The organism is Arcobacter sp. CECT 8985, assembly GCF_004116495.1.
Taxonomy (GTDB): Bacteria; Campylobacterota; Campylobacteria; order Campylobacterales; family Arcobacteraceae; genus Malaciobacter.
This window is the reverse complement of record NZ_PDKC01000028.1, coordinates 19,746-34,187: the sequence shown is the minus strand read 5'-3', so window position 1 is coordinate 34,187 and position 14,442 is coordinate 19,746. Positions and strand designations below refer to the sequence as shown.

General features: G+C 25.4%; 12 protein-coding genes. 9 read left to right on the top strand and 3 right to left on the bottom strand.

Annotation, left to right across the window (positions count from 1 at the left end; translation table 11 throughout):
* Positions 1–201 precede the first annotated feature (201 nt).
* From CRU93_RS11235 to trmA, 3 genes are all read right to left on the bottom strand, one after another.
* Positions 202–396 (bottom strand): hypothetical protein, encoded by a 195-nt coding sequence (locus CRU93_RS11235; RefSeq protein WP_129104297.1) that lies wholly within the window; start codon positions 394–396, stop codon positions 202–204.
* A gap of 152 nt (positions 397–548) precedes the next feature.
* Positions 549–1,409 carry a flagellin gene (locus tag CRU93_RS11230; protein WP_129104296.1) on the bottom strand — a complete coding sequence of 287 codons (861 nt, stop codon included), beginning with the start codon at positions 1,407–1,409 and terminating at the stop codon, positions 549–551.
* A gap of 53 nt (positions 1,410–1,462) precedes the next feature.
* Positions 1,463–2,584: a tRNA (uridine(54)-C5)-methyltransferase TrmA gene (gene trmA, locus CRU93_RS11225; protein ID WP_129104295.1), complete on the bottom strand. Its 1,122-nt coding sequence runs from the start codon at positions 2,582–2,584 to the stop codon at positions 1,463–1,465.
* A gap of 55 nt (positions 2,585–2,639) precedes the next feature.
* Here trmA and CRU93_RS11220 point away from each other — a divergent pair, with 55 nt between their 5' ends.
* The 9 genes from CRU93_RS11220 (at position 2,640) to CRU93_RS11180 (ending at position 14,434) form a co-directional block, all read left to right on the top strand.
* Positions 2,640–4,172, top strand: a complete 1,533-nt coding sequence (locus CRU93_RS11220) for a helicase-related protein (protein WP_129104294.1) — start codon at positions 2,640–2,642, stop codon at positions 4,170–4,172.
* Between the two features lie 61 nt (positions 4,173–4,233).
* On the top strand, positions 4,234–6,171 hold the full coding sequence (locus CRU93_RS11215; protein ID WP_129104293.1) for an ankyrin repeat domain-containing protein: 1,938 nt from the start codon (positions 4,234–4,236) through the stop codon (positions 6,169–6,171).
* 9 nt (positions 6,172–6,180) lie between these two features.
* Positions 6,181–7,470, top strand: coding sequence for a bifunctional UDP-N-acetylglucosamine diphosphorylase/glucosamine-1-phosphate N-acetyltransferase GlmU (gene glmU / locus CRU93_RS11210; RefSeq protein ID WP_129104292.1), 1,290 nt, complete (start codon positions 6,181–6,183; stop codon positions 7,468–7,470).
* A 6-nt stretch (positions 7,471–7,476) separates the two neighbouring features.
* Positions 7,477–8,703, top strand: a complete 1,227-nt coding sequence (gene coaBC, locus CRU93_RS11205) for a bifunctional phosphopantothenoylcysteine decarboxylase/phosphopantothenate--cysteine ligase CoaBC (RefSeq protein WP_129104291.1) — start codon at positions 7,477–7,479, stop codon at positions 8,701–8,703.
* On the top strand, positions 8,693–9,388 hold the full coding sequence (locus CRU93_RS11200) for a di-trans,poly-cis-decaprenylcistransferase (RefSeq protein WP_129104290.1): 696 nt from the start codon (positions 8,693–8,695) through the stop codon (positions 9,386–9,388). The genes coaBC and CRU93_RS11200 overlap by 11 nt, the downstream gene beginning before the upstream one ends.
* The gene (locus CRU93_RS11195) at positions 9,348–10,136 is read left to right on the top strand and encodes an A24 family peptidase (protein ID WP_258238905.1); all 789 of its coding nucleotides are present in this window, start codon (positions 9,348–9,350) and stop codon (positions 10,134–10,136) included. Before CRU93_RS11200 ends, CRU93_RS11195 begins: the two co-directional genes overlap by 41 nt.
* Positions 10,133–11,149: an LptF/LptG family permease gene (locus CRU93_RS11190; protein ID WP_129104288.1), complete on the top strand. Its 1,017-nt coding sequence runs from the start codon at positions 10,133–10,135 to the stop codon at positions 11,147–11,149. Before CRU93_RS11195 ends, CRU93_RS11190 begins: the two co-directional genes overlap by 4 nt.
* Before the next feature lies 1 nt (position 11,150).
* A complete protein-coding gene (gene truA, locus CRU93_RS11185; RefSeq protein ID WP_129104287.1) occupies positions 11,151–11,870 on the top strand; it encodes a tRNA pseudouridine(38-40) synthase TruA in 720 nt (239 codons plus the stop codon).
* On the top strand, positions 11,870–14,434 hold the full coding sequence (locus CRU93_RS11180; RefSeq protein WP_129104286.1) for a PAS domain-containing protein: 2,565 nt from the start codon (positions 11,870–11,872) through the stop codon (positions 14,432–14,434). The genes truA and CRU93_RS11180 overlap by 1 nt, the downstream gene beginning before the upstream one ends.
* Positions 14,435–14,442: the final 8 nt, after the last annotated feature.

Genomic DNA, 14,442 nt, shown 5'->3' with positions numbered 1-14,442 from the left:
GAGCTATTTAAGTTTTTTGTTGTATTTGTTGAAGCTTCTTGTGCAACTAATGAAGCAGCATTTGTATTAATTCTCATAATAAATCCTTTTTATCTTTAAAAGATTTACCCATGACACTGGGAGCCTATTAACACTTCTTGTTTTACCAAGCATAGAGTTTTACTCTTCGGTATCAATTGATACCTATTCTTTTTATTTATTTTAGTTTTTACTAATATTTTGAATAGCTTCTATAGTTTTTATATTGCTATTAACTCTTCTTTTCATATTATTTTTTTTAATATGTTTTTCTAATATTTTACTATATTTGATATAGTTTCTAGACCCTTTTTCAAAAGTACATAACTTTTTTTGGATTTTTAAAATGTTGTTTGGTATTGAAATTTGCTTTGTCATTTTAATTCCTTTTTTTTCAAGTTACATAAGAATTATGACATACCAATTCTTAAAATTAGCTTAATTAGTAATAAATTATAAAAAAAGCCTAAACTTAATGTCTAGGCCTTATTTTATAGTGGTTTTAAGAGGGTAAAAATATTAAAAACTATCTATTGAAGTAGTCTTAATATATTTTGTTGTACATTATTTGCTTGACTCATAGCATAAGTACCAGCTTGTGAAATAATGTTTTGTTTATTAAATGTTGCACTTTCTTGTGCATAATCAACATCTCTAATTACAGATTCAGCAGCTTTAATATTCGTTTTTTGAGTCATTTGATTTCTAACTGCTGATTCTAATTGATTTTGAGTAGAACCAAAATCTGCTCTCCAGCTATTTAATGTATTCAATGCACTATCAACATCATCCATGAAACCTCTTGCTCCAGAAGCATTAAAGCCGGCTGCTGATGTACCTGCACTAGCAGCATTTTTTAAATCAGTTAAACTTAATCCAGAAACATTTGATCTTACGCCCGGAGTTGTACTAATAGTATCTGCAGCTGTTTCACCCATTTGGAATGTTAATTGAATTGCTGCAGAACCAGCACTAGCACCTTGTAATAAAGAAGTTCCATTATAGTTAGTTTGATTTGCTATGTTATCAAGTTGTGATAAAAGTTTAGATATATCTTTTCCAATAGCTTCCCTACCTTGATCTGAAGTAGTATCAGTTGATGCTTGGATAAGTTTACTTTTAATAGTATCTAAAATATTAGATTGTTCTGCCATTGCTTTATCAGCAATTTGTGTTAGAGATATTGCAGAATTTCCATTTGAAATTGACTGACCTAAAGAACTAGCTTGAGTTCTTAGTTTATCAGCAATTGCAAGTCCTGAAGCATCATCACTTGCTTTATTAATTCTAAGACCTGTACTTAACTTCTCTAAAGAAGTTGTAAGTTTCCTATTTGTATTAGTATTTGCTTCTTGTGCCATAAGTGAAGCAGTGTTTGTATTAATTCTCATATTTACCCTTTTATCAATACTTTCATCATTTTTAAATTTTATCTAAGAAAAAATTAAAGTTTCTTTAAGATTACACCACTTTCTATATGCTTTGTATAAGAGAATTGATCAAATAATGCAAAGTTTTCAATTTTGTGTGTTTTTGTAAGTTCTATTAAATCTCTATGAAGAGTTTCTGGATTACACGATATATAAATTATTTTTTCAAAATTTTTAATAAGGTTTGTTGTTGTTTCATCAAGTCCTGCTCTTGGAGGATCTACAAAAATTGTAGAGAAATTATATGATTTTAGATCAACATTTTTTAATCTTCTAAATTCCCTTTTTTCTTCTAATGCTTCTACAAACTCTTCACTACTCATTCTTATAAAATCAATACTTGAAATTGAGTTTAATTCACAATTTTTTAAAGCAGATCTAATTGATGTTTTTGAAATTTCAGTTGCCAAAACTTTATTGAACTTTGTAGATAAAGGAATAGTAAAGTTACCACCTCCACAGTATAATTCGCAAAGATCAGTTTTGCTTTTTTCAAGTTTTGTTAAAACCCATTCTATCATTTTGATATTAACGTTTGTGTTTGGTTGAGTAAAACCACCTTCTTTATATTCAAAATAGAAAGTTTTATTCTCTATTACTAGTTCTTCTTCTATAAAGTCTTGACTCAAAACAATTTTTTGTTTTCTACTTCTTCCAATTATTTTGATATTTAATTCTTTTTCTAACTTTTTTGCTTCTTCTATCCAATCTTCTTCAAGTTTTCTATGATAAATTAGTGTTACTAGCATATCTTGTTTTTTAGAGTTTAAAAATTCACATGCAAAAAGTTTTGTTTTTAACACATCTCTTTTTTGAATTTTTTCCAAAAGTTTTGGCATAACATTTTGTATATGGCTACTTACAATTTGACATTTGTTAATTATTAATGCATTCTTATCAAAGTCATTCATAGCATAAGAAATTGTTGGTTGCTCATGTTCATTAAAACTTTTCCAAATTCTAAACTCTGCACGATTTCTAAAATTACTTTCTTGACTTTTAATGACATCAAATTCTAAATTTGTTAAATCACTAAATCTTTGTTTTTCTCTATTTAGTTTAAATAAAAGCTGTTCTTCATATGACTTATCAAATAAAGTACAACTACCACATTTACCAAAATATGTACAATCCATTAATTTACCTTATGTTTTTAATACTATATTATATTTAAATCATTATAATACCAACATGAAAGATACTTGGCAAAAACAATTACAAAATTTATTGAATTGTGATCTAAAATCACAATTTCCTCTAGCAAGAAGTTTAAAAAGAAAATTGAAATTTTTTGTTGGACCTACAAATTCAGGCAAAACTCATAGCGCAATGAGTGAACTTAAAAAATCAAATAGTGGATTATATTTAGCACCTTTAAGACTGTTAGCATTAGAAGGTTTTGAAGATTTGAAATCTTCAAATATTGATGCAACTTTAATCACTGGTGAAGAACAAATATTAAATGAAGATGCTGCACATGTGTGTTCAACAATCGAGATGATTGATTATGATTTAGATGTAGATGTTGCAGTAATTGATGAAGTTCAAATGTTAGATGATGATGAAAGAGGTTGGGCATGGGTAAATGCTATTATTGGTTGTCCTGCTAAACAAATAATTATGACAGGTTCTGTTAATGCATTAGATGCAGTAAAAAAAATTGCAAAATATTTAAATGAAGATTTAGAAGTTGTTAAATTTCAAAGAAAAAATAGACTTCATCTTATGGAAAAACACACTTCTTTAAGAGATTTAGAACCACACACTGCACTAATTGCATTTAGTAGAACTGATGTGTTAAGATTAAAACAGAAATTGCAAAAATTTCATAAAGTTTCAGTTATTTATGGAAATTTATCACCAGAAGTAAGAAGAGAAGAAGCACGAAAGTTTAGAGAAGGTCAAAGTGATATTTTAATTGCAACAGATGCTATTGCAATGGGATTAAATCTTCCTATTAAAACAATTCTTTTTACTACACATAAAAAATTTGATGGGATATCAAGAAGAACATTAAATATTAATGAAATAATTCAAATAGCAGGTAGAGCAGGAAGATATGGTTTTCATGAAGAGGGTTATTTAGGTGCAACTTCAAGGGAGTCTTTAAAACATATTCAAAAAGAGTATGAAAAACCAATAAAAACAATAAAACCACCATTTAAAGTAAAAATTAGTGCTCCTCAATTGGAAGGATTAAGTTCTCATATTAAGACAAATTCATTAACAAAAGTACTTAAATTTTTCAATGAAAATATGTATTTTGATGGACCTTTTATAGCTTCAAATATTGGTTCTATGATTGAAGCTGCAAAGATACTTGATAGAAAAAATAATTTAAAGATGGAAGAAAAATATATGCTTTCTCAAGCTCCTATTACTATAAAATCAACAATTATTTTACAAGCATATGATTCATATATCGCAGCAATAATAAAAAACAAGGTAATAAGATATAAACCTTCAATTACGTTACCTAAAAAAGCATTAACATATCGGGATTTATTGCTTGTCGAGGATGAAGTAAAAAAAATATCATTATATCTTTGGTTGTCATATAAATTACCTGAATTATTTCCAGATAATGTAAAAGCAAGTATAACAAGAGCAACTTTTAATAACTTTATAGAAAAGTCATTAAAATCAAATTTAATTGATGAAAAAAGAAATAATAATAAAAACTTTGAAAGAAAAAAGTTTACAAAACATAGAAAAAGATTTTAATAAAACTTTTGATAAAATGTAAAAAAATACTACATAACAAATTGTCAAGGACTAAAACTTAATGTTGAACTTATTTAAACAAAATGTTACAGAAAGTTTTCAAAAAGAACTACTAAAAGATTATATAAATGTTGATAAAGTTCAAAAATTAATTGATAATGGAGCAAATATTCATAAATTAAATGATAAAGGTCAAACTTTATTGTTTCCACTAGTTAAAAAAAGAAGAATTGAATCTATTAGAATTTTAATAAAAAATGGAATTGATATAAATCATGAGGATAATTTTGGAAAAACAGTTTTAAGTGAGGCTGTTGAGCGTGCTGATGGAGTAATGATTAGATTTTTAATTGATAATGGCTCTTCTTTAAATTATGTAAATAGTTCAGGAAGAACCATACTTCAAGATGTAGCTTTAGAGGAAAATTATAAAGTATTTAAAGTTCTAATGGAACATAATCCTGATTTGAATATAAAAGATAGTTATGGCAAAACTGTTCTTTTTGATGCAGTTGATGGTGGAAATCTCAATATTGTACGAGAAGTTATGAATAATATTGATGATCCAAATGTACTAGATAATAATGGACAAACTGCTCTTTTTTATGCTGCTTTAAAATCTTCACCTGAAGTAGCAAAATTTCTTGTACTAAATGGTTGTGATATTCATATCACAGATGATCATAGAGAAAACGTATTGTTTAATGCAGTAATTATGGGTGCTTCAAATATTGAATTGATCGAACTTTTATTAGAAAAAGGAATAAAACTTAATATTAAAAATCTTGACAATGAAACAATTTTAGATGAAATATTAAAAATAATTTCATTATTAAAAGATCCTAAACAAAATAGAGAAGGTCGTTATAAACTTATAAATAAAAATTATGATTATTTAAAATTAACTTCTGTTTTAATAGAGCATGGACTTGCAGTTAATAGAATTGATAAAAGTGGTAAAACTGCACTTTATAAAGAAGTAGAGAGAAAAAATTATGACACAATTGATTTTTTACTTGATTCAGGTGCAGATATAAATGCAGAAGATAAAGAAGGCCGAACAGTTTTATTTGAAGCTATTTTTGCTGGATTAAAAAATATGCCTATGATTGAATATCTATTAATAAAAGGTGCAGATATTGATCACCGAGATATACATGAAAAAACAATAATTGATGAATTATGTGAAATTGTACTTGTTCAAGGAAATAATAAAAGAGCAAGCTCAAGAAGATATTTAAATATTGATGATGAAGAAGATTATTTTACTTTATTAAAACGAATGATAAGTTATAGACCAAGATTAAATAGACCACGTTCAAATGGAAAAACGATAATTTTTGATGTTATTAGTTATAATAATTTAGATTTATTAAAACTTCTTTTTAGTGCAGGTGCAGAGCCTAATATTGTTGATGATGAAGGTAATTCTCCTTTAACTGTTCTTGTTGATAATGGTCTAAAAGTAAAAAAGATTAGAGATAAAGAACAATTTTTAGAAAGATTAGTCTATTTATTAAAATTTAGAATTGATGTGAATGTTGCAGATAGTGATGGAAGAACTGTATATCACAAAGCTGTTATTGCAGATGATATAGAGGTTGTAGAAAAACTTCTTTCTAAAAAAGCAAATCTTAATATAAAAGATAAACAAGGAAGAACTGCTCTTCATCATACTCAATGGAAAGGTAATTATAAAATTGCAAGATTATTAATAGCTGCAGGTGCAGATATGAATGCAGTGGATTATGCAGGTTTTTCAATACTTAATTATGCAGCAATATTAGGGCATACAAAATTAGTAGTAATTTTAATTGCTTCTGGTGTATTGATGTTTAATTACACTAAAAAAAGTCGTTCAGTAGCAAAGTTTTTTAAAGAAAGAGAAAAAAACTTAGCTAAATTATTACAAGGTAATATAACTGATCCAAAGATGATTAGTGCAATAAAACAAGTAATAAGAAATTTAAGATTAGAAATAAATGAAGCATTAAAATAGGAAATAAATATGAATAAATTATCAATAATTATACTTGCAGCTGGTGCAGGTACAAGGATGAAATCTTCAAAACCAAAAGTTTTACATGAAATTTCTGGTAAGCCAATGTTATATTACTCGATAAAAGAGGCTTCTAAACTAAGTGATGATATTACTGTTGTTTTATATCATCAATCTTCAAAAGTAAAACAAGAAGTTGAAAAATATTTTGAAAATATAAATTTTGTAATTCAAGATCATGAAAATTATCCAGGTACTGGTGGGGCCGTTATGAATATTGAACCAAAGTATGAAAAAACTTTGGTTTTAAATGCAGATATGCCACTTATTCAATCTGAAGAATTACAAAAGTTTAATATTGATGCAACAATTGTAATGTCAGTTTTAAATTTAAAAGATGCAAATGGATATGGAAGAGTAATTGTAAAAGATGGAAATGTTGTAAAAATTGTTGAACAAAAAGATGCAAGTGAAGAAGAATTAAAAGTAAATAGTGCAAATGCAGGTGTATATCTTTTTCAAACACAATTTTTAAAAGAGTATTTACCTAAATTATCAAATGATAATGCTCAAAAAGAGTACTATATTACAGATTTAATTGAACTTGCAATAAATGATAATAAAGTATTAAAACCACTAGTTGTAAATGTTGAAAATTTTAAAGGTGTGAATTCTAAATATGAATTATCACAAGCTGAAGTAATTCATCAAAATAGAATTAAAAAAGCATTTATGCAAAATGGTGTAATTATGAGATTACCAGATACTATATATATTCAAGAAGGTGTTCAAATAGAAGGTGAATCAGTTCTTGAAAATGGTGTGTGTTTATTGGGAAATACAAAAATAGTAAATTCAGTTGTAAAAGCAAACTCTATTGTAGAAGATTCAATTTTACAAAATTCAGATGTTGGACCAATGGCTAGAATTAGACCAAATAGTCATCTAATTGATACTCATATAGGAAATTTTGTAGAGACTAAAAAAGCAAAATTAACTGCTGTAAAAGCGGGGCATTTATCATATCTTGGAGATTGTGAGATAGATGAAGGAACAAATATTGGTGCAGGTACAATTACTTGTAATTATGATGGTGTAAATAAACATAAAACAAAAATAGGGAAAAATGTATTTATTGGTTCAGATACACAACTTGTAGCTCCTGTAACAATTGAAGATGATGTTATTTTAGCTGCAGGAACTTGTGTAACAAAAGATATAAAAAAAGGCTCTTTAGCAATTAATAGAGCTCCAATGAAAATAATAAAAGACTATTTTTATAAATTTTTTAAAAAGTAAAAAGTTATGTTACTAAAAAATAAAAAAATCTTAGTTGCAGTTACAGGTTCTATTGCAATATATAAATCTTTAGAGTTGATTAGATTATATATAAAAGCAGGTGCAGTTGTTAAAGTATTAATGACAGAGTCTGCAAAAAAATTTATTAATCCAATAACTTTTGAAGCAATATCTCAAAATAAAGTATTAGATGAAGATAATGAATCTTGGGATAAGCAATCAACTTATAATCATATTGATATAGGAAAATGGGCAGATATTTTTGTAATAGCTCCTGCTAGTGCAAATACAATAAACAAAATAAGTAATGGAATTGCAGATAATTTATTAACTCAAACTGTATTAGCATACCCAAAATTAAAGATTCTTTCACCTGCAGCAAATACGAATATGATTACAAATCCTATAACTTTAAAAAGTATAGAAAATTTAAAATTATCAAATTTTAAAATTGTACATACACAAGTAAAAGAATTAGCATGTAAAGATGTTGGTGATGGAGCAATGGCAGAGCCTCAAGAGATTTTTAATGTAACAGCAAGAGAGTTACTAAAAGAGCAGTATTGGGAGAATAGAAGTGTTGTTTTAAGTGGGGGAGGAACAATTGAAAAAATAGATGATGTAAGATATATTTCAAATTTCTCCTCTGGTAAAATGGCAGCATCATTAGCAAAAGCTTTATATTTTAAAGGTGCAAATGTTACTTTAGTTTCAACAAGAGGATATGAAAACTTACCTTCATCAATTAATCTTATACCTGTTCAATCAAGCGAAGATATGTATGAAAGTTTAGTTGATTCCTTAAGTATTGAAAAAAAACAAAATTTAAATAAAAAAACATATTTATTTATGGTTGCAGCAGTTAGTGATTATTTACCAAATATAAAAGAAGAAGGAAAATTAAAAAAAGAGTTAATAGGAACTTCTTGGAGTTTGAAATTAAAGCAAAATATTGATATTTTAAATACTTTAGAAAAAAGTGAAATTATCTCAATTGGATTTAAAGCAGAACTAGATCAAACTGTTGCAAATGAAAATGCACAAAAAATGTTGATAAATAAAAAAATCAATGGTGTGTGTTTAAATATTATAGATGAAAACAACAACTTTGGTTCAGATAATAATAAAATAGAATTAGTACTAAAAGATAAATCTTTTTCTTTTTCTGCACCAAAATTTGAGTTATCAATGGAACTTTTAAATTGTTTGAAAAAAGAGTTTAATGGATATTAATAATAAAAAACAGTTACCAAGTCACATTGCTATAATAATGGATGGAAATGGAAGATGGGCTAATGAACGCGGCCTAAAAAGAACTGCGGGACATGAAGAAGGTGCTAAAATAGTTAGAGAAATTACAAAACATTGTAATAATATTGGAATAAAATATTTAACATTATATGCATTTTCAACAGAAAATTGGAGTAGACCAAAGTTAGAAATTGAATTTTTGATGAAACTTTTAGAAAAATATTTAAAAAATGAATTAAATATATATTTAGATAATAATGTAAAATTTAAAGCAATTGGTGATATTTCAAAATTTTCAAAATCTTTACAAGAAATTATTTATAAAACAGAAGAAGCAACAAAAGAAGCAACGGGGCTTACTCAAGTATTAGCATTAAATTATGGCTCACAAGATGAGATATTAAGAGCTATAAAGAAGTTAAATAAAAATAATTTAGATGTAACAAAACAAAATTTTGAAAACTGCTTAGATACTGCAGGTTTTCCTGATGTTGACCTTCTTATTCGTACAAGTGGTGAAGTAAGACTTTCAAATTATTTACTTTGGCAAAATGCGTATGCAGAGATGTTTTTTGTAAATACATATTGGCCAGAATTTTCTACTAATGAATTAGATGACATAATTAGTGATTATAGAAATAGAGAGAGACGATTTGGTGGTATTTAGTTTTATTATTGGAGTTGTTTTTGGTTCATTTTTAAATGTATTAATTTATAGATTACCTAAAAGGGTCTCTTTATTAATAAACTCAACTTGTCCAAAATGTTCACACCCAATAAGCTGGTATGAAAATATTCCTTTACTTTCATACTTGTTTTTGAAAGCAAAGTGTTCTTCATGTAAAGTTTCTATTTCTTATTTATATTTCACTGTTGAATTTATGTGTGGATTATTAAGTATTCTTCTTTTTTTACAATTCTCTTTTTCTGTTGATTTTATATTGTTTTCTTTATTATTTTATATTTTAATAGTATTGTCATTTATTGATTTTGAGTATAAAGCTGTACCTGATTATTTATTGTTACTTGCATTTTTAATATCATTTTTTTGTACAAATTATCCTTTTTTAGAATCTTTTAAAAATGCATCAATTTTTGCAGGCTTTTTTATTTTATTAGATTTTATTCTTAGTTTTTATGTACAAAATATAAAATCCTATATTTTAAATGATGAAACTTTAAAGACTCAAAAAGCTTTAGGTGAAGGGGATATTCCTATTGTTGCTTTAATTGGAGTTATTTTAGGATTAAAAGCAGGAATTGTAGCTATATTTTTAGCGGGAATTTTTGCTATAATACCATCAATTTATAATTTAATTTTAAAAAAAGATACTCAAATACCTTTTATTCCTTTTTTAGTTCTAGGATTTTTATTTGAGTTTTTTATTAATATATCATCAAAGGTTTTTTCTTGAAAATAAAAAGTTATTTGTATTCACAACTATCAATATCCTTTTTACCTATTTTTTTAGGTTTATATTTTATCACTTCAATTATCTTTTTAGTGAAAATTGCATCTTTAACATCAGTAATTACAATTGATGCATATGAACTTTTAAAATTGTATGCATATAATATGCCTAAAATCATATTTTTTACAATGCCAATATCTTTTTTTATTTCATTAGTTATTACACTTGCTAAACTATCTAGTGAATATGAATTAATAGTAATTACATCTTTTGGACTTAACCCTTTGAAAATTTTAAAAATATTTTTTCTTCCAACACTTTTTTTATCAATTGCTTTAATGATTGTTTCAGTTGGTTTAATTCCAAAGACAAAATATTTAATGGATACTTTTTTACAAAAGAAACAAAAAGAGGCAAATTTCAATATTAAAGCTTCTGAGTTTGGACAAAAATTTGGTGATTGGCTAATTTATATAGATGAAAAAAATGGAAAAAAATATAAAAATGTAAAACTATTTAAAACACAAAACAATCTTGATCAGTTTATTATTTCTGATAAAGCAGTATTAAAAAATGATGATGGAGATTTGAACTTTATTTTAATAAAGGGGAAAGCATTTTATATCGAACCTAATGAATTAAATCAAATTGATTATAAAACAATGGTTATAAATGATTCGATAACTAATAAAAATGAGTATAAATTTACAACATCATATGATTATTGGAAATATTATTTATCAAATGGCAAAGATATTGATGATTTTACTTTTTATATTTTGACATCAATATTTCCATTGATTTCACTATTTTTAGTTGCTGCATTTGGATACTATAATCCAAGATATGAAAAAAATAGGGCAGTTGGGTTATCTTTAATTGCTGTGGTAATTTACTATGTAATTATAAAATACCTTACAAAAAATGTAGAGTTATACTCTTTATTTATTGCTCCTCCTATTTGGATTTTAGGTACATATTATTTATATTCAAAAATGACAAAAAAATTATATTAAAATGAATACAAAATTTGTAATATCTTATGATGGTTCACTTTACCAAGGTTCTCAAACCCAGCCAAATGGGTTGAGTGTTGAAGATAAAATTTTAGAAGTTTTTAAAGTAATTAATATTAATAGTAAAATAATTCTAAGTGGAAGAACTGATAAAGATGTTCATGCAACAGGTCAAGTTTTTAATGCAGTATTGCCAGATTATTGGACTAATTTAGACAAATTAAAACAGATTTTAAATAGACATCTTCCTTTATCTATTAGGGTAAATAAAATAAATTTTGTTAGTGATGAATTTCATTCAAGATTTCATGCAAAAAAAAGAGTTTATAGATATGTTTTAACAACAAAACCAACTGCTTTTAATTCTAAATATTTAACAGCAATTGATAATATAGATGAAAATAAAATTAAAGAGGCAATAAAGCTATTTATTGGAATTCATGATTTTGAATATTTTCATAAAAAAGGAAGTGCAAAAGAGAATCTAGTAAGAGAAATCTTTGATACTTCATTTTATAAATATAAAGATATCTATGTATTTAAATTTGTTGCAAACTCATATTTAAGATCTCAAATAAGGCTAATGGTTGGTTTTTTATTAAAAATAAATGATGGTAAATTAACAAAAGAAGATTTACTTTTACAACTAAAGAAAAAAAAACATATATATAAAACACCAGCAAGCCCATATGGCTTGTATTTAGCTAGGGTATATTATTAATGCTTTTTTCAAGAAAAAGATTTAATACTTTAAGTGATATAAAAAAACATATTATATTAACTCCTTTGCTTTTTGTAATAATCACTGCAATTCTTTCAAGTGTTATAGTTTCTTTGGTGCTTGATTATAAAAAGAGTAATCAAATACAACTACTTATGCAAAAAGATAAGTATAGAACAAAAAATATTTTAAAATCTTATATAAATGATATAAAATATAATGCAAGTGCAAGTTTTGATTCTATTGAAAATATTTTAAATAGAAGTGTATTTGAAATCAATGGACATATAAAAGCTTTAAACTCAAACAATCATCAAGTAAAATACAAAGATATTTCAAACGTATTAACTAAGTTTGAGAAGAGTAAAAATATTGAATTTGTAATATTTAATTATAAAACTTTTAAAATATTAAGAGGGAAAAAAGTAATTACTCATCTTCAAGAATTAACAAACTCTCAAATGAAAAACGATTATTTTAGAGTACATATGCTAAGAAATATAATTTATATGGGTGATGAAAACTTAATATATTGGATAGATAATCAACGAAGAAAAATTAGACTTAGTTATTCAAAAAAAATACCTTCAAAAAAATGGATAATAGTAGCATTCTCAAAAATTGATGATATGGAAGTATTAACAAGAAAAGCAATTTTTAATTCTATTCTTGCAAAAAGTAAAGCTTATGAAGATAGTTATTTTTGGTTTTATGATTACCAAAACAAATCTGTATTTAATTATTATGGAAAAGGTCATAAGATTGCAGAAAAGAATCTTTTAAAAAATGATAGAGTTGTTTTTTCAAAATATATAAATATAAAAAATAAAAAAGATGATGTTTATAATTTTAGAAAATATCAATTTTTAGTCTCTGTAAAAAGTTATAAAATATACTCTCAAATAGCAAAAATAAAAAAAGAGTATAACACTAAACTTATCCTTTATATTTTTATTATTATTTGTATAGCAATATTTATGATATTTATGACAACTGCATTTGCAAGATTTGTAAATACACTATTTAATCGTTACAATAGAAGGTTGCAAACAAAAAACTCCTTATATAGAAAATGGAAAGAGAGATATGAATTAGCAATTATTGCTTCTAATGATGGACTTTGGGATATAGATTTAGATACAAAAAAAATATTCTTTTCAAATAAATGGTTAGAGATGTTTGGTTATACAAGAGGAGATATACAAACTTTTGATGATTGGCTAAATTTAATTCATGAAGATGATAGACAAAAAGTAATTTATAAGTTTAATGAACATATAGATGGAAAAACAGAACATTATTTATGTGAATATAGAATAAAAAATATAGATAATCATTATAAATGGATTTTTGTAAGAGGAAAAGCTTTTAAAAATAATCAAAAATCAAATAGAATGTTGATGATGTCAATGGATGTTGATCAGAAAAAAAGATTGGCTGATGAATTAAATAATGTTGAAGTTCTTGTTGAAATGGGACGAATTGTTATTTTTAAATGGAATAATGATGAGAATCTAAGTGTTGATTATGTATCAAAAAGTATTAATTCTTATGGGTATGAAATTGAAGAATTTTCAAATAGTATTAATTATCTTGATGTGGTTTATGACGAGGATATCGAGTCTTTAAAAGAAGAGATAAAAGAAGCTATTGAAAATGATGATAAATTTTTTGTAAAAATATACAGAGTTAAAGATAAAGATGGTTCTTTAAGATGGGTATTTAATAGAACAATTTTATTAAAAGATCACTTTGGTAAGGTTACTCATTTATATGGTTATATTAATGATATAACAAGAATGAAATTAACAGAAGAAGAGTTAAAACAAAAAATTGCAAATGAAGTTGAAAAAAATGTCCAAAAAGATAGAATGCTTGCACATCAAAATAAATTAGCATCTATGGGAGAAGTCTTAGGAAGTATTGCACATCAATGGAGACAACCATTAAATAACATCAATTTACTTGTTTATTTTATTAGGGATAATTATGGTAAATTTACTCAAGAAGAGTTGAATGAATCAATAAAAAGTGCAAAAGTGCAAATTGATTATATGTCTCAAACAATTGATGATTTTAGAAACTTTTATAAACCAACAAAAGAAAAAGAGACTTTTGATTTAAAAAGTTCAATTGAAGGGTGCATAAAAATTGTTAAAGGTCAGATTGAAAAAGCAAATATAAATGTAAATATCTCAGGAGACAAAAAAGATATTTTTGGTTTCCAAAATGAATTTCAACAAGTTATTGTAAATATTTTAAATAATGCAAGTGAAGCAGCAATTATCAAGTTAAAAGAACAGAGTTTCTCTCCTACATTGGATATAAATGTTACATTGAGACAAAAAGATGTAATGATCGAACTAAGTAATAATTGTGGTGAAGTTGAAGATGAAGTTTTAGATAGAATGTTTGAACCTTATTTTACAACAAAGTTTGAATACCAAGGAACAGGTATTGGACTTTATATGGCAAAAACAATTATAGAAAAGAACATGAATGGACAAATATACGTAGAAAATATAAACAATGGTGTTAAATTTACAATTATTTTACCAATTTAAAGAGCAAA

Excerpts from the sequence above, each read along its gene's own strand:
- coaBC (WP_129104291.1), top strand. The coding sequence starts at position 7,477 with ATGTTACTAAAAAATAAAAAAATCTTAGTTGCAGTTACAGGTTCTATT.
- CRU93_RS11235 (WP_129104297.1), bottom strand. The coding sequence starts at position 396 with ATGACAAAGCAAATTTCAATACCAAACAACATTTTAAAAATCCAAAAA.
- CRU93_RS11215 (WP_129104293.1), top strand. The coding sequence starts at position 4,234 with ATGTTGAACTTATTTAAACAAAATGTTACAGAAAGTTTTCAAAAAGAA.
- CRU93_RS11230 (WP_129104296.1), bottom strand. The coding sequence starts at position 1,409 with ATGAGAATTAATACAAACACTGCTTCACTTATGGCACAAGAAGCAAAT.
- CRU93_RS11200 (WP_129104290.1), top strand. The coding sequence starts at position 8,693 with ATGGATATTAATAATAAAAAACAGTTACCAAGTCACATTGCTATAATA.
- glmU (WP_129104292.1), top strand. The coding sequence starts at position 6,181 with ATGAATAAATTATCAATAATTATACTTGCAGCTGGTGCAGGTACAAGG.
- trmA (WP_129104295.1), bottom strand. The coding sequence starts at position 2,584 with ATGGATTGTACATATTTTGGTAAATGTGGTAGTTGTACTTTATTTGAT.
- CRU93_RS11220 (WP_129104294.1), top strand. The coding sequence starts at position 2,640 with ATGAAAGATACTTGGCAAAAACAATTACAAAATTTATTGAATTGTGAT.
- truA (WP_129104287.1), top strand. The coding sequence starts at position 11,151 with ATGAATACAAAATTTGTAATATCTTATGATGGTTCACTTTACCAAGGT.
- CRU93_RS11180 (WP_129104286.1), top strand. The coding sequence starts at position 11,870 with ATGCTTTTTTCAAGAAAAAGATTTAATACTTTAAGTGATATAAAAAAA.